Origin of the sequence: Herbaspirillum sp. AP02 (assembly GCF_015767275.1) — a bacterium.
Classification (GTDB): Bacteria; Pseudomonadota; Gammaproteobacteria; order Burkholderiales; family Burkholderiaceae_D; genus Herbaspirillum.
Genome location: NZ_JADWMY010000004.1, coordinates 331,069 through 351,418, shown reverse-complemented (window position 1 = coordinate 351,418; position 20,350 = coordinate 331,069). Strand labels below are relative to the sequence as shown.

Annotated in this window: 21 protein-coding genes; 9 read left to right on the top strand and 12 right to left on the bottom strand. The window is 63.7% G+C overall.

All coding sequences use genetic code 11. From position 1 onward, the window contains the following. Positions 1–2: 2 nt before the first annotated feature. The gene (locus I5R65_RS11855; RefSeq protein ID WP_196872180.1) at positions 3–896 is read left to right on the top strand and encodes a helix-turn-helix domain-containing protein; all 894 of its coding nucleotides are present in this window, start codon (positions 3–5) and stop codon (positions 894–896) included. Between the two features lie 17 nt (positions 897–913). Here the strand turns inward: I5R65_RS11855 and I5R65_RS11850 are convergent, their stop codons facing one another. The 5 genes from I5R65_RS11850 to I5R65_RS11830 all read right to left on the bottom strand — a co-directional run bounded on the left by I5R65_RS11850 (position 914) and on the right by I5R65_RS11830 (position 4,481). Continuing rightward, positions 914–2,485: a sensor histidine kinase gene (locus tag I5R65_RS11850; RefSeq protein ID WP_180669941.1), complete on the bottom strand. Its 1,572-nt coding sequence runs from the start codon at positions 2,483–2,485 to the stop codon at positions 914–916. Between the two features lie 133 nt (positions 2,486–2,618). Continuing rightward, positions 2,619–3,017 carry a response regulator transcription factor gene (locus I5R65_RS11845; protein WP_180669939.1) on the bottom strand — a complete coding sequence of 133 codons (399 nt, stop codon included), beginning with the start codon at positions 3,015–3,017 and terminating at the stop codon, positions 2,619–2,621. A 263-nt stretch (positions 3,018–3,280) separates the two neighbouring features. Then, positions 3,281–3,523, bottom strand: a complete 243-nt coding sequence (locus I5R65_RS11840) for a DUF1427 family protein (RefSeq protein ID WP_180669937.1) — start codon at positions 3,521–3,523, stop codon at positions 3,281–3,283. 13 nt (positions 3,524–3,536) lie between these two features. Next, complete coding sequence (locus I5R65_RS11835; RefSeq protein WP_180669935.1) at positions 3,537–3,704, bottom strand: DUF1427 family protein; 168 nt, start codon at positions 3,702–3,704, stop codon at positions 3,537–3,539. An 87-nt stretch (positions 3,705–3,791) separates the two neighbouring features. After that, positions 3,792–4,481, bottom strand: a complete 690-nt coding sequence (locus I5R65_RS11830) for a hydrolase (protein WP_180669933.1) — start codon at positions 4,479–4,481, stop codon at positions 3,792–3,794. A gap of 304 nt (positions 4,482–4,785) precedes the next feature. Between I5R65_RS11830 and I5R65_RS11825 the strand changes: the two genes are divergently transcribed. From I5R65_RS11825 to I5R65_RS11805, 5 genes are all read left to right on the top strand, one after another. Continuing rightward, on the top strand, positions 4,786–6,669 hold the full coding sequence (locus I5R65_RS11825) for an amidohydrolase (RefSeq protein WP_180669931.1): 1,884 nt from the start codon (positions 4,786–4,788) through the stop codon (positions 6,667–6,669). A 2-nt stretch (positions 6,670–6,671) separates the two neighbouring features. Beyond that, on the top strand, positions 6,672–7,094 hold the full coding sequence (locus I5R65_RS11820) for a DoxX family protein (protein WP_180669929.1): 423 nt from the start codon (positions 6,672–6,674) through the stop codon (positions 7,092–7,094). A gap of 131 nt (positions 7,095–7,225) precedes the next feature. After that, positions 7,226–8,053: an alpha/beta fold hydrolase gene (locus I5R65_RS11815; protein WP_180669927.1), complete on the top strand. Its 828-nt coding sequence runs from the start codon at positions 7,226–7,228 to the stop codon at positions 8,051–8,053. Between the two features lie 5 nt (positions 8,054–8,058). Then, positions 8,059–8,592 (top strand): Dps family protein, encoded by a 534-nt coding sequence (locus I5R65_RS11810; protein WP_180669926.1) that lies wholly within the window; start codon positions 8,059–8,061, stop codon positions 8,590–8,592. A gap of 158 nt (positions 8,593–8,750) precedes the next feature. Further along, positions 8,751–9,593, top strand: coding sequence for an AraC family transcriptional regulator (locus tag I5R65_RS11805; protein ID WP_180669924.1), 843 nt, complete (start codon positions 8,751–8,753; stop codon positions 9,591–9,593). A gap of 49 nt (positions 9,594–9,642) precedes the next feature. Here I5R65_RS11805 and I5R65_RS11800 read toward each other — a convergent pair whose 3' ends face one another. After that, positions 9,643–10,263, bottom strand: a complete 621-nt coding sequence (locus tag I5R65_RS11800; RefSeq protein WP_180669923.1) for a response regulator transcription factor — start codon at positions 10,261–10,263, stop codon at positions 9,643–9,645. 311 nt (positions 10,264–10,574) lie between these two features. Here I5R65_RS11800 and I5R65_RS11795 point away from each other — a divergent pair, with 311 nt between their 5' ends. Then, positions 10,575–11,261, top strand: coding sequence for a YoaK family protein (locus tag I5R65_RS11795; protein ID WP_180669921.1), 687 nt, complete (start codon positions 10,575–10,577; stop codon positions 11,259–11,261). Positions 11,262–11,288: 27 nt separating this feature from the next. On the opposite strand, the gene I5R65_RS11790 is transcribed toward I5R65_RS11795, so the two are convergent. Together I5R65_RS11790 and I5R65_RS11785 are read right to left on the bottom strand one after the other, a co-directional pair. Beyond that, entirely contained in the window at positions 11,289–11,864 is a 576-nt protein-coding gene (locus I5R65_RS11790) for a TMEM175 family protein (protein ID WP_180669919.1), read from the bottom strand. 88 nt (positions 11,865–11,952) lie between these two features. Beyond that, positions 11,953–12,612 carry an HAD family phosphatase gene (locus I5R65_RS11785; RefSeq protein ID WP_180669917.1) on the bottom strand — a complete coding sequence of 220 codons (660 nt, stop codon included), beginning with the start codon at positions 12,610–12,612 and terminating at the stop codon, positions 11,953–11,955. Between the two features lie 235 nt (positions 12,613–12,847). On the opposite strand from I5R65_RS11785, the gene I5R65_RS11780 reads away from it, so the two are divergent. Continuing rightward, on the top strand, positions 12,848–13,948 hold the full coding sequence (locus I5R65_RS11780) for a hypothetical protein (RefSeq protein ID WP_180669915.1): 1,101 nt from the start codon (positions 12,848–12,850) through the stop codon (positions 13,946–13,948). 198 nt (positions 13,949–14,146) lie between these two features. On the opposite strand, the gene I5R65_RS11775 is transcribed toward I5R65_RS11780, so the two are convergent. Together I5R65_RS11775 and I5R65_RS11770 are read right to left on the bottom strand one after the other, a co-directional pair. After that, complete coding sequence (locus tag I5R65_RS11775; RefSeq protein WP_180669913.1) at positions 14,147–14,827, bottom strand: MgtC/SapB family protein; 681 nt, start codon at positions 14,825–14,827, stop codon at positions 14,147–14,149. 248 nt (positions 14,828–15,075) lie between these two features. Beyond that, positions 15,076–16,377 carry a UDP-N-acetylglucosamine 1-carboxyvinyltransferase gene (locus tag I5R65_RS11770; RefSeq protein ID WP_180669910.1) on the bottom strand — a complete coding sequence of 434 codons (1,302 nt, stop codon included), beginning with the start codon at positions 16,375–16,377 and terminating at the stop codon, positions 15,076–15,078. 301 nt (positions 16,378–16,678) lie between these two features. Here I5R65_RS11770 and I5R65_RS11765 point away from each other — a divergent pair, with 301 nt between their 5' ends. Further along, complete coding sequence (locus I5R65_RS11765; protein ID WP_231395156.1) at positions 16,679–17,794, top strand: serine hydrolase; 1,116 nt, start codon at positions 16,679–16,681, stop codon at positions 17,792–17,794. Here I5R65_RS11765 and I5R65_RS11760 read toward each other — a convergent pair. Continuing rightward, positions 17,775–19,292 (bottom strand): GGDEF domain-containing protein, encoded by a 1,518-nt coding sequence (locus tag I5R65_RS11760; RefSeq protein WP_180669906.1) that lies wholly within the window; start codon positions 19,290–19,292, stop codon positions 17,775–17,777. The two genes, I5R65_RS11765 and I5R65_RS11760, sit on opposite strands and share 20 nt — an antisense overlap. Positions 19,293–19,423: 131 nt before the next feature. Then, positions 19,424–20,350: an amidohydrolase gene (locus tag I5R65_RS11755; RefSeq protein WP_180669904.1), complete on the bottom strand. Its 927-nt coding sequence runs from the start codon at positions 20,348–20,350 to the stop codon at positions 19,424–19,426.

The window sequence follows — 20,350 nt, the reverse complement described above, 5'->3', positions numbered from 1 at the left end:
CTTTGGTCCCCGCCACCCCCGCCGCCGCCCGTAGTGACTCGCTCGGCTGTTCCGAAAGTAGCCTGCGGCAGAGCCAGGAACTGCAGGGCAGCGACTTCAGTTTCTATCGCAAGCGGGTCGCGGGCCGGGAGTTGTCCCAGGTGTACACACCGGCCTCGGATCGCGGCTTCCTGGTGGGCATCTCGATGACACCGCAGCACCGTCGCAGCATTTTTCGGGGGCGCCAGGCAGCCCAGTTCGCGTTCGAGACCGGCGCAGTCTATACCCGGGATTTTTCCGAAGACTATCGTGCCGACCTGCTGGGACCCTTCGATTTCCTGTTGGTGGAATTGCCGCTGGCCTGGTTCCATGCGGCCAGCGAGGAGTTGCGCGGCCGGCGGGTCAATGGACTGGCCACCGTGACCGGCCAGTCCGACGCCGTGCTGGCCCACCTGGCATGTGCGCTGGCCCCGGCCCTGGCCCTGCCAGGATCCGACAGCCTGCTGTTCGCCGACCAGCTTGGCGTGGCCATCGGCACCCATCTGCTGCAGCGTTATGGCGGCGCCTCCACGCCGGCCTCGCGCACCGCGCGCCTGTCGCGCCTGCATGAAGAGCGGGCCAAGCAGATGCTGTTGCAGAAGAGCAAGGACAAGATTTCCATTCCGGACATTGCGCGCGAGTGCAATATGTCAGCCAGCTATTTCCTGCGGGCCTTCAAGGCCAGCACCGGGCATACGCCGCACCAGTGGCTGATGGTCCAGCGCGTCGAGACGGCGCGCCACTACCTGCGTCACACCCCGCTCTCCCTGGCCGAGATTGCGGTGGCCTGCGAATTCTATGACCAGAGTCATTTCAGCCGCGTGTTCGCGCAGGTGGCCGGCACCACCCCCGGCGCCTGGCGGCGTAGCCAGCGCTGAGCAGGGGGCGCAGGCCCTCAAGGCACGCGCGGCAGGTCGAAGCTGAAGATGCTGCCGCCGGAGGGGGCTGCGGCCACGCGCAGGCGTCCCCGATGGCTCTCGATGATGGAGCGGCAGATCGCCAGGCCCATGCCCATGCCGTTTTCCTTGGTGGTGTAGAAGGCATCGAAGATGCGCGACATCGCCTCGGGCGCGATCCCCTCACCGCTATCCTGCACCCTGACCTCGACTCGCTGCTCGTCGCAGCAACTGGCGCTGATGCTCAGGGTGCGTACCTTCTTCGGCATCTTCTCGGGCAACGCGTCCATGGCATCGAGGGCATTGACCACCAGGTTCAGCAAGACCTGTTGCAGTTGCACCTGGTCGCCCAGCACGTAGACGTCCGCCGGATTGAGCGCCAGGCTCAGCGATACCTCGCGCCGCTCCAATTCACTGCGCGAAATCATCAGGATATGCCGGATCAGCGCAGGCAAGTTGACCCGTGTGAAGGACGGCTCGGCATTGCGCGTCAGGTCCCGCAGGCCGCTGATGATGCCGGCCGCGCGCTGCCCCTCGGAAATGATGTCGCGCAGCCCGGCGCGGGCGTGCTCCAGCTCGGGCGCGGCCCGGTTCAGCCAGCGCAGGCTGGCGCCGGCATTGGAGACGATGGACATCAGCGGCTGGTTGATTTCGTGGGCGATGGAGGCCGTCAGCTGGCCGACGGTATTGGCGCGGGAGACCCGCTCCATGTCGATCTGGGCGGCGCGGATCGCATATTCGGCCTGGCGTCGCACGGTGATGTCGGTGGCAGTCCCCACATATTCGATGAAGGTTCCTTCCAGCCACACCGGTTTGCCGATGCCCGACAGGTAGCGCACCTCGCCGGTGTCCTGGCGGCAGATGCGGTGCTCCACGCGGATGGTGCCGCCCATGGCGACGGCGGCATTGACGGTATCGATCACTTCCTGCCGATCATCGGGATGCATGATGGCGGCAAACTCGTCATAGGTGATGCAGTTGCGGCCCGGTTCCAGGCCGTAGATGCGGCACAGTTCGTCGGAGCAGAACATCAGGTCTTCCCGCACCAGGTAGCGCATGCTGCCGGTATGGTTGAAGCGCTCGCCCTGCTTGAGCAGCTCGCGGCTGGTACGCAGTTCCTGTTCGATGCAAAGCAGTTGCTCGTTTTCCTGCAGCAGCTGCGCGTGCGCGTTGGCATTGGCCAGCGCCACTGCCGCGTGGGCGGCGAGCTGGCCGGCGAGGTGGGCCTGATGTTGCGCCGGTGTCGTCTCGTAGTAGAGATACAGCCAACCCTGTTGCACGCCCTGATGCAGCAAGGAGAGCGACAGCGCAGCACCGGCCAGTTCCACGGCCGTGGCGACGCGGTCGCGCAGGGCGTCTTCGCCGGGGTCGTCCGCCCGGCGGGTCTCGGCTTCGATCACCGGCACTCCGCCCTGCTGGCGCACCAGCAGGCAGCGCCGGGCGCCGGCCAGCAGGCAGAGTGTGTGGGTGATCGCGGCCTTGAGCCGATCCGGGTCGACTATTGCGCTGAGGTTGCGCAGGGCCTGCAGCAGGGCATCGTTGTCCTCGGCAGACGATGGGGCGGACGGCATGTGTGCTCCTGGAGAATGGACAAGATGGTCAAGACGGGGAAGTGCCGTATTGTGCCGTATCGCGTCGTCTTGCGTCGTCTTGCGTCCAAGCGTGACGCGGGGCATCAGCTCGCTCGCGGCGTTCGCCAGCCCGTCAGCGGCGGCCATAGAGCAGGGTGGCGCTCAGCAGTACCAGCAACGTATCGGCGTCGACTGGCTTGGCCAGCAGCGGGATACCCAGTGAAGTGGCGCGCATGCGGTGCGGTGGGCTGACCTGGGCCGAGATGAACAGCACCGGCAGGTCTGGCCGCAGGCTGGCCAACTGCTCGGCCAGTTCGAAGCCGCTCATCCGTTTCAACCCGAGGTCGACAATGGCGCAGCACGCCTGGGCCAGGCAGGTGCTGTCCAGGAAATCCTCGGCAGCATCGAAGCTACAGCTGCGGTGCCCGGCCGAATCCAGCAGGTTGCACAAGGCAGCGCGTACCCCTACGTCGTCATCAATCACTGCTACCGGGCGGTGCGGTGACGGCGACGTGTTCTCCCCTTCGCTCATCGTCTTCAGCCATGGTCGGTCGCCGCGCGGAAATCATCGCGGCGCCGGAGTTGCCCGCGCCGGCCGTTGGCGCGGGCCGGCGCAGCTGCGCGCGGCCAGGCCGGCGGCGCGCTGGAAGAAAGTGCTGCAGAAGCAGCGTGGCAGGTGATGCGGCGGTGTGTGATCCGCCCTTGCGGGCGTTGGCTCTGCGGCCAGCTAAAGGTAAAAATTCAAACCGGTAACGCCTTGCTGCCCTGCCGGCCCATGGGCCGGCGGGGTCGCGTTCATTTCTGCTCTGGCGGCGGGGTACCCGTGATCTTGGGAATGCACTCACGGTGGAACCACGATGCCGTCAGCGGTTCACCGGCCAGCTTGCGGCGTACGATCGGCACCAGTTGCTCGCCGATCAACATACCCAGCAGGCCCAGCAGGGCGATGATGGGCGGGGCAGGTGACTGCACCCGTAGGGCGGCATAGATCAGGCCAGCCAGGATGCCCATCAACAGGGAAATCAGATAGGGTTTCATGGGGACTCCCGGATCAGCCGCCAAACAGGTGGCCGACCCCAGTGATCAGACGTTCGCCCAGCACCATGCCGAGCAGGCCGATCAGGGCGATGCCCGGCGGCGCCGGTGAACGCACCTTGAACAAGGCATAGAAGACGCCGATCAGCATGCCGGCGCCCAGTGAAATCAGATAAGCGGACATGGCCCGGCTCCTCGTGAAGATGTCGCAACGCCTCCTATGTTCCCGCCCGTGGAGGGGCCAGAACACAGACGGCGAGGGTAGACGGTATTACTTGGCGGGAACCGGTGCCAGGGTCTTCTGGTTGCCGTGCGGACGCTGTTCGGCCTTGTGCACCATGGTGTAGGCGTAGTCCACGCCCATGCCGTAGGCACCGGAGTGCTCGCGCACGATGTCCATGACGGCGTTGTAGCTTTCCTTGCGGGCCCAGTCACGCTGCCATTCCAGCATCACCTGCTGCCAGGTGACCGGGATCACGCCGGCCTGGATCATGCGCTGCATGGCGTAGTCGTGGGCTTCCTTGGAGGTGCCGCCGGAGGCATCGGCCACCATGTAGATTTCATAGTCGCCTTCGGCCATGGCGCACAGGGCGAAGCTGTTGTTGCAGACCTCGGTCCACAGACCGGCCACGACCACCTTCTTCTTGCCGTTGGCCTTGAGGGCGTCGCGCACCTTCTGGTCATCCCAGGAGTTCATGGAGGTGCGTTCCAGGACGTCGTGCTCCGGGAACACCGACAGCAGTTCCGGATAGGTGTAGCCGGAGAAGCCCTGGGTTTCCACGGTGGTGAAGATGGTGGGGATGTTGAACACCTTGGCCGACTTGGCCAGGGCGACGACATTGTTCTTGAGGACCTGGCGGTCGATCGATTGCACGCCGAAAGCCATTTGCGGCTGGTGGTCGATGATGATGAGCTGGCAGTTCTGCGGGGTCAGCACTTCAAGTTTGGAGTTGGTGGTCATGATGGTTCCGTAGGTGGGTAGTGTATGGAGGAGTGGGGCGGCCCCAGGGCGGGGAGATGCGGCGAGGGCCACCCAGGCAGACGGGAGTGATGCTGCCGGAGGCGATCATAGGCAAGAGGGCAGGGCACTGCCATTATCTGTTCGTATAGCTAGACGCTGGCACGGCGTTTTTGCACACTGCCAACACCAATAAAAGCACATGGGATGACTGGCACGTGAATTTTTGATGACCTCCGCGCCGGCATCGACATGTGCGATCCGCCACCCTCATTCTCCATCGTCCCTGTCTATGTCCGGAGCCTCCATGACGACCGCAACCAGCGTTACCCCCGATCTGATCCTGCTGAACGGCAAGATCCACACCGTTGACAAGCAGAACCCCATTGCCGAGGCCGTTGCCATCGGTGGCGGCAAATTCCTCGACGTCGGCAGCGCCGCCGACGTCATGCGTCTGAAGCAGGCCCAGACCAAGGTGATCGACCTGGGCGGTCGCACCGTTATCCCCGGCCTGAACGACTCCCACCTGCACCTGATCCGCGGTGGCCTGAACTACAACCTGGAACTGCGCTGGGAAGGCGTGCCCTCGCTGGCCGATGCCCTGCGCATGCTCAAGGACCAGGCGGCCCGCACCCCGCACCCGCAATGGGTGCGTGTGGTCGGCGGCTGGACTGAATTCCAGTTCGCCGAGAAGCGCATGCCCACGCTGGAAGAACTGAATGCCGCTGCACCCGATACCCCGGTCTTCGTGCTGCACCTGTATGACCGCGCCCTGCTCAACCGCGCTGCGCTGCAGGCGGTCGGCTATACCAAGGACACCCCCAACCCGCCGGGGGGCGAGATCGTGCGCGATGCCTCGGGCAATCCGACCGGCATGCTCATCGCCCGTCCCAATGCCATGATCCTGTACGCCACCCTGGCCAAGGGACCGACCCTGCCGCAGGAATACCAGGTCAATTCCACCCGCCAGTTCATGCGCGAACTGAACCGTCTGGGCGTGACCAGCGCCATCGACGCTGGCGGCGGCTTCCAGAACTACCCCGATGATTACCAGATCATCAACAAGCTGGCCGCCGATGGACAGTTGACCATCCGCATCGCCTACAACCTCTTTACCCAGAGCAAGGGGGCCGAGCTGAGCGACTTCCAGAAATGGACCGGCATGGTCAAGCCGGGCGATGGCGATGATTTCCTGCGCCATAACGGCGCCGGTGAAATGCTGGTGTTCTCGGCCGCCGACTTCGAGGACTTCCTGGAGCCGCGTCCCGACCTGGCCGATGGCATGGAAGAAGAACTGGAACGGGTGGTGCGCCACCTGGTGTCCAACCGCTGGCCGTTCCGCCTGCACGCCACCTATGACGAGTCGATTTCGCGCATGCTGGACGTGTTCGAGAAGGTCAACCGCGACATTCCCTTCGATGGCCTGCACTGGATGTTCGACCACGCCGAGACCATTACCGAGCGCAACATCGAGCGCGTCAAGGCGCTGGGCGGTGGCATTGCCATCCAGCACCGCATGGCCTTCCAGGGCGAATACTTCATCGACCGCTACGGCGTGGAGGCGGCCGAGCACACCCCGCCGATCGCCAAGATGCTGGAAATGGGCGTGCCGGTCGGCGCCGGTACCGATGCCACCCGCGTGGCCAGCTACAACCCGTGGACTGCGCTGTACTGGCTGGTGTCCGGCCGCACGGTCGGTGGTGCCAAGCTGTATGGGGCCGCCGGCCGCCTGCCACGCGAGACCGCACTGGAACTGTGGACCGCAGGCAGTGCCTGGTTCTCCAGCGAACAGGCCAAGAAGGGCCGCATCCAGGCCGGTCAACTGGCCGACCTGGCGGTGCTGTCGGCCGACTTCTTCAGCGTTCATGAAGATGACATCAAGAGCATCGAATCGGTGATGACCGTGGTCGATGGCAAGGTGGTCTATGGGACCGGTGCGTTTTCCTCGCATGGGCCGGGCGAGATCCCCGTGCTGCCCGAATGGTCGCCGGTGGCCAAGGTGCCGGGACACTATCGTGCCGTGGCAAAGAACGATGCTGCCCGCCAGAAGAAGGCGACCCTGCCGCACGCCTGCGTCGGTTCCTGCGGCGTGCATGGTCACTCCCACGATGTGGCGCGCAAGTCCAGCGTCCCGGTCTCCAACTTCGCCGGCTTCTGGGGCGCGTTGGGTTGCAGCTGCTTCGCGTTCTGATCATGCAGGCGCGCCAACTCCCCCGCCGGCAGGGTCTGCCGGTCCCACCCCTGGACCTGGGGCTGCTGTTCCTGCGCCTGGCGGGCAGCTTCATGTTGTTCTACGTACATGGCCTGCCCAAGCTGTTGCATTACGCCCATGAACTGACCGTGATCGAAGACCCCTTCGGCATGGGGCCGACCGTCTCGCTATGGGCGGCCATCTTTGCCGAGGCGCTTTGCCCCATCCTGATCGCGCTGGGCCTCTTCACCCGCCTGGCCTGCCTGCCCATCATCGGCGTGCTGCTGGTGGCGATGCTGGCGGTGCATCCCGGCTGGAGCATTGCCGAGGGTCAGTTCGGCTGGTTGCTGCTGGTGATCTTCACCTCCATCGCGCTGTGCGGCCCGGGCCAGTGGCGCCTGGGGCGCGGTAGCGCACAGTCATAGGCAACAGTTTTTCATCGTACGGACGACAAGAAGCTGGTTCAACAACAGCCGGACAGTCAGCGGCGGCATATGCCTTGCCGTCGCACCCCCAGCGTTTTTTTCGACCCAACACTTCACCAAGGAGTACATCCATGAGCACCATCACCACCCGCGACGGCACCGAAATCTATTACAAGGACTGGGGCAGTGGCCAACCGGTCGTCTTCGGCCATGGCTGGCCGCTGGACGCCGACATGTGGGAATACCAGATGAATTTCCTGGCCGAGCGCGGTTTCCGCGTGATCGCCTATGATCGCCGTGGCTTCGGTCGTTCCAGCCAGCCCTGGAACGGTTACAACTACGACACCTTTGCCGACGACCTGGCCGAGCTGATGGACAAGCTGGACCTGCAAGGCGCCACCCTGGTGGGCTTCTCCATGGGCGGCGGTGATGTTGCCCGCTATGTCGGTCGCCACGGCAGCAAGCGCGTGGCCAAGGCAGCGCTGCTGGGCGCGGTGACCCCGATCTTTGGTCAGGCACCCGACTTCCCCCAGGGCGTGCCGGCTGAGGTGTTCGCCGGCATCCAGGCCGGTCTGCTGAAGGACCGTGCACAATTCATCAGCGATTTCGCGTCTGTCTTCTTCGGTACCAATCGTCCCGGCAAGGGTGACGCCGTCAGCCCCGGGGTGCTGGGGCAGACCTTCAACATCGCCATGCTGGCCTCGCTCAAGGGAACGCTGGATTGCGTGACCGCCTTCTCCGGCACCGACTTCCGTGAAGACATCAAGAAGTTCAACTTCCCCACCCTGGTGATCCACGGTGACGACGATCAGGTCGTGCCCTTCGCCACCACCGGCAAGCTGGTGGCCGAAATGGTGCCGGGCGCGCAGCTGAAGGTCTACAGTGGCGCCCCGCACGCCCTGTGCGCTACCCACAAGGACCAGATCAACGAAGACCTGCTGGCCTTCCTGAAGGCGTAAGCATCATGAGTCTCGATGCTACCCAACGCCAGCAACTGGAAAAGCGCCGCCTGGCGCCGCTGGCCACGCCTGGCCTGCTCTCCGGGCAGGCCAGCCAGGAAATCGGCGGCGCATTGACCATGCTGCTGGCCGATATCTTCGCCTTGTACCTGAAGACGAAGAATTTCCACTGGCACATGTCCGGGCCGCACTTCCGCGACTACCACCTGTTGCTGGACGACCAGTCCCAGCAGATCATCGCCATCACCGATGCGGTGGCCGAGCGGGTGCGCAAGATCGGCGGCACCACCTTGCGTTCGACCGGGCATATCGGCAAGCTGCAGCGGCTGGCCGACAATGATGCCGACTTCGTCACCCCGTCCGACATGCTGGCCGAACTGCGCGAGGACAACCTGCGCCTGGTCGGCTTCATGATGGCGACCCACGAACTGTGCGATGAGCATGGCGACGTGGCCAGTGCCAGCCTGCTGGAGAACTGGATCGACGAGGCCGAGCAGCGCGCCTGGTTCCTGTTCGAATCGGGCCGCACCTCGGTCTGAAGCGAGCCGGGCCGATGTGGAAATGGGCAGGACCGACGGGGCCTGCCCATTCTTGTTTTTGGATTTTTGTTAAGATCGGGTGCCAGTCCGGGTTTCCCGCTTCTCCTTTTTTATTCCCCAAGCTGATTTTCACGATGCAAGCATCCCCGTCCCGCTTCATGAAACACCTCCGGATACGGGACGATATCGCGCTGGTGCGTGCGGTGCAGGAACCGTCCGGGTTGTCTCCGGCGCCGCCGCCTCCGGTCATCGATATTCCCAGTGACGAGGCTTTCTCTGTCATCGTGCAGTTGCGGGACTTCCCGCATCACAAGCTTTGGCGTGGCCAGCAACTGGTGCATAGCGGCACCCATCATCGCGGCGATATTGCCATCACCGACCTGCGCGAGCAGTGGCGCTGTCAGCACCTGTCGGACTATGACAATGTGCGGCTGCACCTGCCGCGCACGACCATCGAGCAATTGAGCGAGGAGGGTGGGCGTCGTATCAGCGGTCTGGATCAGGTGCAAGCCATCCGTGATCCCGTGGTCTGGCATCTGATTCACGCCATGCTGCCGGCGCTGGGCGGGGCCGCCAATGACAGCGACACGGTCTTCATCGATACCGTCACGCTGGCCCTGCACACCCATCTGTCGCAGCGCTACGGCGGCCAGCCCGTGACGCGTACCAGCGGGCGGCTGGCGGGCTGGCAACAGGTGCGCGCCCGTGAATACATGCTGGCGCATCTGGCCCAGCGTCTGACTCTGGCCGAGATTGCCGCCCACTGCGGCGTGTCGCGCGCCCATTTCGCGCGCGCCTTCAAGCACAGCTTCGGCATGCCGCCGCACGCCTGGCTGCAGCGCCAGCGTGTGACGCTGGCCTGCCGTCTGCTGCGTGAGAGTGACCGTGGCATGACCGCCATCGCCCTCGAATGCGGGTTCTTCGACCAGAGCCATTTCAGCCGGGTATTCAAGCAACTCAAGGGGATGGCGCCGGCAGCCTGGGTGCGCATGCAGCGTTAGGATGCAGCGCCCGGGAGGAGAGCCGCCGCGTCCGCTCGGCCGGCCCGCGTCAGCGATGCCGCGCCGAATGGATGTGTAGCCGTTCGGCAGTGCGCACCAGGTCGGCCAGGGTCTTGGTCTGCATCTTGTCCATCACGCGCCGCTTATGGACCTTGACGGTGATTTCGCTGATGCCCAGTTCGGTGGCGATCTGCTTGTTGAGCAGGCCGCCGATGGCCAGTTCCAGTACCTCGCGTTCACGCGGGGTCAGGGTTTCCAGGCGCGAGGTGCTGGCGGCGTTTTCGGTGCGCGTGTGCAGCTGCCGACCGGCGATGGCCAGCGCGTCCTCGACTGCGCTGAGCAGCCGTTCATCCTCGATCGGCTTGGTCAGGAACTCATGGGCGCCGGCCTTCATCGCCAGCACCGTGGTGGGGATGGTGCCGTAGCCGGAAATGAAGATGATGGGAATGGCGTCGCCGCGTTGTTCCAGCCGGCGCATCACCTCGAAGCCGTCGGAGCCCGGCATCTTCATGTCCAACAGCAGGCAGCAGAGGGTGCGGGGAAGGGTTTCCTGCAGGAACGCTTCGGCCGAGGCGAAGCCGCGGGCATTGATACTGGCCGAGGCCAGCAGTCGTAGTAGCGCAGTTCTGACCATCTCGTCGTCGTCGACGACAAATACGGTACTTTCCATGGTTCTGTCCATCTTGCCTGGTTGCGAAAATCCGTGCGACAGGCAGGGCGAATCGATAGGCGATCAGATGCGTCGCCGGCCATGCTGTGCAGTCATGCCTATCATCTGCATTCGGGCCGGATTTGGATTGTACAAATGTGCTGTTTTTTGTAAAAAATGCCTTTGGTACATTTTTTTGCCGATGGATGTGATCTTTTTTTGCAAGGCTTTCGGGGGCCTTTGCTATCCCCAGAGATAATGGGCGCCGGCGGCGGGCGATGCTATGGTGTGTAGCCTCTTCAACACTTTCCCGACCCTCAGCGAGACGCTCCATGAATGCCGCACAACGTAACCGCCTGCAGTCCTCCGGACTGGCCTTTCTCGCCGCCTATGTCGACACCCTGGGCTTCATCGCCTTGTTCGGCCTCTTCACGGCCCACGTCACGGGCAACTTCATCCTGATCGGTTCGGCCCTGGCGGACACCTCGCAGATGTCCATCCTGCTGAAGTTCCTGGCTTTCCCGGCCTTCATCATCGGGGTGGCGGCAGGACGCCTGCTGATCGCCGCCATCCAGCGCCGCAACGGCCGCGCACTGGGCTGGTCGCTGGTACTGCAGCTGGTGCTGCTGATCGGGTTCATGGTGTGTGGCATGGCCGCCGCGCCCGTGCAATCGCCCACGGCAGGCTGGGTGATGGCATCGGGCCTGCTGGGTACGGCCTCGATGGGCGTGCATAGCGCCATCAGCCGACTGTTGCTGGCGCACCTGGCGCCGACCTCCCTGATGACCGGCAACGTCACCCAGGTCGTGATCGACATGGTGGACATGTTGCGCGGCGCCTCCGACGCCGGCACTACCGAGCGCTGCATCAAGTTCGTCTGGCCGGTGCTGTCCTTCGGCGCGGGCGCGATTGCCGCGGCGTTTGCCTATCATGCCATCGGCTTTGCCGGCCTGATCGTGCCGGTGCTGATCCTGGTGGCGCTGATCGGCTGGGAGTTCACCCAGCAGCCTGCCAACTGAGCGGGTTCTTGCCCGCCCGGGCTGGTTTCAGCCTCGGGTGGCAGGCGCGGCGACCCGCGTGGGCAGCAGCCAGACGATGGCCAGTACCGCGTAGATCGTTGAGGCCATCAGTGGCGCCCACTGCGATAGCAGGATCGCCAGGGCGTAGAGCAGGATGGAGGTATTGTTCTTGCGGCCCTGCCCGAGGATGCGTGCGGCTTGCGGATGATCGCGCTCGGAGGTGCGCAGGGTGAGCTTGAGCACCAGGAAGGAAATCGAGCACATCAGCAGGATCAGCCCATAGGCTGCCACCGGCGCCATGTCGCGGTGATGGCCGGCGATCCAGGCAGTGGCGAAGGGCAGCAGCGAGAGCCAGAACAGCAGATGCAGGTTGGCCCAGAGTACGCGCAGATTGACGCGATCGGCGAGCTGGAACAGGTGGTGGTGGTTGGTCCAGTAGATGCCGACGTACAAAAAGCTGAGCGCGTAGCTCAGCAGTGCCGGTGCCAGTGCCAGCAAGGCGCTCGGCTCGGCTGAAGCGGGCGCATGCAGTTCCAGGACCATGATGGTGAGGACGATGGCGAAGACGCCATCGCTGAAGGCTTCAAGCCGGGATTTGTTCACGGGGGCAGGGGGCTAGGGATGATCCCGCGCACCTTAGCACCCCGCCGCACAGGCCGACATTATCCCTTCGGATAGGGCGATACCGGGTTCAAGGCTGTGGCGCGATCTTGTCCCACAGGTTGGCGCCGTTGAAGTCACGGATCACCGCATGGGCCCCGGCCGCGCGCAGCCGGCTCTCGTCCAGACCGCCGAGCATGCCGAAGGTCCAGATGCCGGCGCTGCTGGCCGCCTTTACCCCCGAGCTGGAATCCTCGAAAGCGACCGCCTGGCTTGCCGTGCCACCGAGTAACTGCAGCCCGGTCAGGTAGGGCAGGGGATCGGGTTTGGCGCGTTCCAGTTCGTCGCCGATGACCAGTGCATCGAAGCGCCCGGCCAGACCGGTGGCCTTCAACATCACTTCGGCATTGGCACGGGGGGCATTGGTGACCACTGCGCTACGGCCGCCGATACGGGCGATGTGCTCCAGCAGACGCTCGATGCCCGCGGTCGGCGCGACGTGCTGGTCCAGCTGCGAGCGGAACAGGCTTTCCTTTTCTTCGGCCAGCGGGATGTATTGCTCGGCCGGCATGCCGGGGAACAGGTGGTCGAAGATCATGGCGTTGGAGGCGCCCATGATGTGGGTCTTGTAGTAATCGACATCGATATGCCGGTCCCAGCGCGCCAGGATGGTGTTGAACGCGGCGTGATGCAGGGCGTCGCTGTCCATGAGCGTGCCGTCGAGATCGAACAGGAAAGTGGTGATGGCCATGATGGTCTCTACAGGAGGGAGGCGGCCATTCTACCCAAGAGTGGCAGGCAATGCGCTGCAGATGCTGTCATCACCCTTCGCGCATGCCTGCATGCGTTTTTCCAACTCTCCTACGATAGCTGCCGAACTCCGCCGATGGCGCCTGCGCTAGCGCAGCCCTACAGTCTCTCCGTGGCAATGCCCCCGGCCCTGCGTTCCCGCAGGGATCAATCCATCAAGAAACGCGAGGAGACTCATGACCACCTCAACCATCCACTCCCTTCCTGCGGCCAGCGTCGAGGCCGTCAACAACAACGGCTCAGGCGTCTCGTGGGGCGCCATCCTGGCGGGCGCCTTTGCGGCGGCCGCGCTGTCGTTCATCCTGGTAATGCTGGGCTTCGGCCTGGGCTTTTCCTCGGTGTCACCCTGGTCCGGCGAGGGCCTGTCGGCCAAGACCATCGGCTATTCCACGGCCGGCTGGCTGCTGTTCACCCAGATCGCGGCATCGGCCATCGGCGGTTTCCTGGCCGGGCGCCTGCGTGTGAAATGGGCCGGGCTGCATACCCGTGAAGTCTATTTCCGCGATACCGCTCACGGGCTGCTGGCCTGGGCCGTGGCTTCACTGGCGACAGCTGCGCTGCTGGGCTCGGCCGTGGGCAGCGTCATCTCCGGTGGCGCCAAGACACTGGGTGCTGCCGGCGGTGTGCTCGGTACCGGTGCAGCAGCGGCCACCATGGCAGTGGGCCAGGACGGCGCGCGTCCGGCGGGCGGCGCTGGCGATATGGCCGATCGCTTCTCCGGTTACTTCATCGATTCGATGTTCCGTAGTGGTAACGCCGCTAATGCAGGTAATGCAGGTGCTGCATCGTCTGCCAACCAGCCCGCAGTGCCGGCCGCAACCGACGGTGCCGTTGCTGCGCCGGTGGCGCCTCTGGCTGCTCCTACGGCCGCTGATGGTCGCGATCTGACGCAGACCCAGCGCATGGAAGTGGTGCGTGTGTTCGGCTATTCGCTGGCGAGTGGCAAGCTGGCCGATAACGACCGCCGTTACCTGGGCCAACTGGTGGCGCGCCATACCGGCGTATCCCAGGCCGATGGTGAAAAGCGTGTCACCGATACCTTCGCGGCCTACCAGGGCGCAATCGCTGACGCCGGCACCAAGGCCAAGGAAGCCGCCGATGCGGCCCGCAAGGCCGCTGCCTACGCCTCGATGTGGATGTTCCTGGCCCTGCTGTGCGGTGCTTTCGTGGCCAGCCTGCTGGCGACCTATGGTGGCCGCCTGCGCGACCGCAACGAGCTCTACGCTGAGGCGGTGGTCCGTCGCGACGGCCGCCTGGGCGAACCCGAACTGCACTGAAACCTGACGATATCGACCTGAACCCCAATCTTGAGAGGAGACTGACATGGGCGCAATTCTGCTCTGGCTACTGGGTATCCCCATCCCCATCATCCTGCTGCTGATCCTGTTGTTCTGAGGGCGCAGTAGAGACAGCAAGGGCGGCCATATGGCTGCCCTTGCTCCTTCATTGGAAGGGGGACTTTCCAGGACTTCGCTTCAGAGGTCCGTGTAATCGAAGGACTTGATGCCGTCGAGCTTGAGAAAGCCTTGCACGATGCGATGGAATTCCTTCTCCGAAGTGTGCGAGAGCACGATGGACACTTCGTCGAAAACGCCGCCGTCGGCTTCGCGTCTGACCACGAACTTGCTCACCCGCGCAGCTGATGCTCCCATCAGTTGGTGCAGATGGCCGATATTGAAAGTATCGGCCTGGACCAGGAAGGTAATGCCGCGCTTGTGCTTGTCGGCGAAATAGCGCCGCTCCAGGGGTTTCATCCCGGCCAGGATCAGCAGCACGATGGAGGTCCCGGCCACTGCTGCGACATACATCCCGCCACCGACGGCCAGGCCGATGGCGGCCACCGTCCAGAGGCTGGCGGCGGTGGTCAGGCCACGGATGATTTCCCCGCGCAGCAGGATCGACCCGGCACCCAGGAAGCCGATGCCCGATACCACCTGCGCCGCCATGCGCGAGGGATCAAGGACTACCTTGTCGGACTGCAGGATCCCGGAAAAACCATAGGCCGACACCAGCATGATGAGCGAAGAGCCGACACAGACCAGCATGTGGGTACGCAGGCCGGCTGCCCAGGAAAGGCGTTCGCGTTCGATGCCGATCAGGCTGCCGAGAACGGCGGCTGCGGCCAGGCGGAGGATGACGTCCGTTGCGGGAAGCATGGATTCTCCTTCTGAGGGTACTGAGGACATGGTACGCAATGCTCAGTCTGGAATGCATGGATGAGATTGCGCGGATCTGCTGAGCGGTGTTTGCTCGTTAAAAGTATATATTATTTATATTGTTTAATCTTTATTGCTGCCCATTCGGGGGGCATTTATCGACAGCTGATAACCCATGAGCCTGGCGTGCTAGGGCCTTCGTCATTGATGCCAATGACGCCGCATTCACCGGGCACGCCATTGCGGCTTCAGTCTTCCTCGACCCAATCCACCACCGCGCCCAGCGAGCGCAGGTTTTCCACGAACTTGGGGTGGGCGCGCTTGATCGGCAAGGCATTGCGGATTTCCGAACGCCCTTCGATGCTGGCGGCCACCATGAACAAGGCAATGGCCACGCGGATGATGTAGGGGCTTTCCACCGAGGCCGGGGACAGCGGCAGGCCGCCGAAGGTGATCAGCCGATGCGGGTCGCCCAGGAAGACGTGGGCGCCGAACTTGGACAGTTCGCTGCTCCAGCCCATGGCGCCGTCATAGATCTTGTTCCAGAACATGGTATTGCCATCGGCCTTGACCCCCAGCGCGATGAAGATCGGCAGCAGGTCCACCGGCAGGTAGGGCCAGGGCGCGGCCTCCACCTTGGTGAGGATGTTGCTGGTGAAAGGCTTGACGACTTTCAGTGGGCCGTTCTGGCGGGTATGCGACCAGCCGTTTTCATGCACCACTTCCACGCCGAACTTGGCGAAGGTGCGATCGATCAGCGGGAACTGCTCCGGCGCGCTGTTGCGCACCCGGACCTGACCACCGGTGATGGCGCCCATGGCCAGGAAGGTGGCGATCTCGTGGAAATCCTCATCGAAGCGGAATTCACCGCCCCCCAGTTTCTCGCCGCCGCGCACCGTGACGCGGGAGGTGCCGATACCATCGATCTGTACGCCCATCATCGCCATGAACCGGCAGAATTCCTGCACGTGCGGCTCGGAGGCTGCATTGGTCAGTACCGACTCGCCGCCGGCCGAGGCCGCGCACAGCACGAAGTTCTCCGTGGTGGTCACCGAGGCGTAATCCAGCCAGTGATGGTTGGCCTGCATGCGTCCGCCGGTACGGATGATGAGCGAATCAGGGCTGCTCTCCACGGTGGCACCGAAGCGCTGGAACACCTCGACGTGGGGGTCGATTTCCCGCACGCCCAGGGTGCAGCCCTTGACGTCGTTTTCCAGTCGCGCCACGCCGAAGCGCGCCAGCAGGGGCGGCACCAGCATGATGGAAGAGCGCATCTCCTCCGGCAGATGATGGATCCTGGGGTCGAAGCAGGTGTCGCGGTGATGCAGTTCCAGGATGCCGCTGGCATAGTCCACCGACACTTCGCTGCCGAGCACGCGGAAGATCTCCAGGATCTTCTTGACGTCGGTGATCTCGGGAATGCCGATCAGCCGCAGTGGCTGGTCAGTCAGCAGGGTGGCGCAGAGGATGGGGAGAACGGCATTCTTGTTGGCGGAGGGAATGATGTCGCCGCGTAGCGGGCGGCCACCGTGTACGATGAGATTGGACATGAAAGTTCGATGAATCAGGCTGACGGAATCGACCGGAGCGTGGCAATGCCTGGGTCCGGCCTGGAATGGACAGATTATGCGCCGCCCGGTTGCAGGCAGGGAAGCAAATTTGCGGCAATGCGGCGACTTGTCTTCTTGTCACTAGAACATATTCCTAAGCTTCACTTTGTCGATACAAAGATGAACGTTGCTGCATCATCGGCCAAGTTTCCGTATCATGGCCGGTCTTGTATGAACGCTCCGACTGAGGTTTTCGACGATGTTTTGCACGCAGCAGCCCCGTTCCGACGATGCTTTTCCCTTGTTCCCACTGATCCTGCGCCGCGCCGGCGTGCTCGCCAGGCTGTTGATGTGCAGCGTCCTGCTGCTGATGATGACGGTCATCTCGGGCAAGGTGAGCGAGGCCCAGGCTGCCGGTTCCAGCGCCGGCAAGCATCGTCCGGCCGCCAGTGGCGCCAAGGGCCGCAAGCGGCTGGTGCGCAAGAAGGCTGCGCCGGCGACCGCGCGGGCGGCAACGCGGTCGCGGCGCCGCGGGCGGGTGACGGCTGCCGGCGCTGCGGCCACTGCGGCCACCGCGGCCGCCGTCGCGACCACTACCGCCGCAGCGACGACCCCACCGGTCAATACCAAGCCCGAACTGCTGCCCCGTTGCGGTTTTACCGCCGCCTCGCAGCAGCACCTCTTTTCACGCGGTGTCTACGTGCTCGACGAGCAGACCAATACGCCTCTCTATGAACGCAATGCCGACACGGTAGCGCCGATCGCGTCGGTGACCAAGCTGATGACGGCCATCGTCTGGCTGGACCAGAAGCCGCTCCCCATGGCCAACCGCCTGGAGGTCACCGAGGACGACCTGGATACGCTCAAGTTCACCCACTCACGCCTGAACGTCGGCGCCAGCCTGTCGCGCGCGGACATGCTGCACATCGCGCTGATGTCCTCGGAGAACCGCGCCGCTGCGGCCATGAGTCGCGATTATCCGGGAGGTCGTCCCAGCTTCATCGCGGCCATGAATGCGCGTGCCCAGGAGTTGGGCATGAAGCAAACGCGCTTCGAGAACGCCACCGGGCTGTCGCCGGACAATATCTCCACCCCGCGCGAGCTGGCCGAGCTGGTCAAGGCCGCCAATCGCTACCAACTGATCCGCAACGATTCGCTGGACAAGCAGAAGATCATCAATATCGGACGTGGCCAGCTGCAGTACATCAATTCCAATCGCCTGATCCGCTATGGCCAGGTCAATGCCACGGTGCAGAAGACCGGCTTCATCAACGAATCCGGTCACAACATGGTGTTGCGTCTGCTGGTGCATGACCGCCGCCCGGTGATCGTCACCATGCTGGGCAGCGGCAGCGCCGATGGTTCCCGCCTGGATGGCGTGCGCATCGCCAAGTGGCTCAACTGTTCGCTGAACTGAGGGGCGTCGCGCTCCCCACGGGGGACGATGCAGGCAGGGCCAGCTGGACCTGGTTGCGGCCCATGCGCTTGGCCTGGTAGAGCGCATCGTCAGCCGCCTTGACCATTTCTTCGATGCTGTGATGGACCTGGTGGTCCAGGCAAACGGCACCGATGCTCACCGAGAGCCTGCCGAAGGGGCTACGCTCGTGCGGAATCTTCATCGCCTGTAGCGCCGACATGATGTTGCCGGCCACATGCAGGGCACCGGCGGCATCGGTTTCGTCGAGCAGGATCACGAATTCCTCCCCACCAAAGCGGCCGGCCTTGTCACACTGCCGTGCCACCGCGCCGCTGATGCAGCGCGCCAGCGCCACCAGCGCATAGTCACCGGCCTTGTGGCCATAGGTATCGTTGTACAGCTTGAAGAAATCGACATCGGCGAACAGGATCGCAAAACGTGCCGACGCATTGCGCTGGCTCTTGTGCCAGGCTTCCTGCAGGCCCTCGTCCAGTGCGCGGCGATTCAGCAGGCCGGTCAGCTTGTCGGTGCGGGCCTGCTCTTCCAGTTGCTGTTCCAGTGTGCTGCGACGGAAGAATTCCTCGCGTAGCCGGCTGACCAGATAGAGGCAGGCGGTGCTGAAAGCGGCCGCGAGGAAAAGCGCCGCGTAGAGCATGCGGTCCCATTCGTGGAACAGTTCGGCATGGGTATGGCCGACGAACACCAGCCATGGCGTATCGGGAATGCGCACGTAGGCATAGAGGCGCTTGATGTCGTCTTGCCGGGATCGGGCGAAATAGCTGCCCTGCGCGCTGTCCGGCGCTGAGGGGGGCAGGGCCAGGATACGTGTGAAATTGGGCGTGTTGTTCAGGCGCGAGCCGATAAAGGCCTCATCGTAAGGCACACGCATGTAGGCCACGCCATCCATGGCATAGAGCGACATGACGGCCTTCTTCTCCAGCGACAGGCTTTCGAACAGATGCCGGAAGTAATCCAGGTACAGCACCATGAAGGCGATGCCGTCGAATCCTCCATCGGCACGTAGCAAGCGCTTGGAGAGCACGATCACCTGCATCCTCTTCTCCAGGCGGATGCTCAGTGGTCGCGAGACATAGAGCCCCGGCGTGGCACCGTCGCGATGCGTAGCGAAGAAATCGCGTTGCAGGTAGTTGCCGGGCATGATCTCGGCCAGGCTGGATGAGCCGGCCAGCAATTCGCCCTCGCTGTCGACAATGCCCATGGCGGTCATGTAGGTGGCTTCCGCCTTCTCGCCCAGCAGAAAGTCCAGTCGTTGCTGCTCGGGCATCTCATCCTGCCGGGTGTGGCGATAACGCCAGGCCATGCTGTCCAGTGTCAGCGACAGCAATTCCATGTTGCGTGAAATCGAGCGCTGGGCAATGCGCGCCACGTTGAGGGCATGCGAGATCGACGTGCGTTCGATCTGCACATAGCTCTGATAGAGCACGACGCTGGTGATGACAGCAGACATCAGCGCGAGCGAACTGATGGTCAGTGTCATGTTGCGTTTGAGGCGTTTGATGTTCGTCTCCCCGTATCCCGGATTGTTTGCCGTCATCGGGGATAACCCCCTTTGGCGCAATATCGCACCAGGCTTGATGGTTGGCAACAAAAAGGAATCCGGGGAAAAACTTATGACATCAGTCCATAAATTTTTGCCGAAGATTCGCCCCAAAGGGCATCCTGGTCACTGGGCGAGAGGCGCTTGCCGGCCCATTCGCGCACCATGGCCACCACGCGCGCGTAGGAAGCGGCGAGCAGGCACACCGGCCAGTCGGAACCGAACATCAGCCGCTGCGGACCGAACAGGTCCAGTGCGGTGTCCAGACATTGCACGATATGTTCGAAGTCGCGCGTGCACAGGCCGCGCAGCCAGTCGGCCTCGGTCAGCAGGCCGGAAATCTTGCAGGCCACATGCGGCATGGCGGTCAGCTCGCGCAGTTCCTGGCGCCAGCGTTCGAAGGCGGCGCGGCCCTTGCGGAATTCCTTGAGGGCCGGCTTGCCGAGATGGTTCAGCACGATCCAGTGCTGGTCATGGTGGGCGCACAACTGGCGCAGCTGCGGCAGGTGGCGTTCGTGGGCCAGCAGGTCCAGCACATAGTCGCGTTCCTGCAGCCAGCGCACCCCCTGGTTGAATTGCGGCAGCGCCAGCAGCAGCTCGGCGTCGTCGTCTTCCTGCATCGGATGGCGCAGCCCCAGCATCTTGCTGCGGCCCCAATGTTCCATGCGCTCGGCCAGCAAGGGCGAGCCGATATCCTCCCAGCCGATGATGCCGGCGATGCGCTGGTCGCGGCGCGCCATCTCCAGCAGGAAAGCCGTCTCGTCGTGGCCGGGACGTGCCTGCACCGTGATCGACGCATGCAAGCCCTGCGCATCCAGCAGGGGCTGGAACTGATAGGGCAGGCGGTCTTGCGCCAACAGGTCCATGCCGGTACCGATCCACGGATAATCCTCGCAGCGGTAGCGCCAGAAATGCTGGTGCGCGTCGATGCGCAACGGCCCCCTGAGTTTTTTCACCGGGGCCGGTGGCATGCGCAGTTCACGATGCAGGGTCAGCAT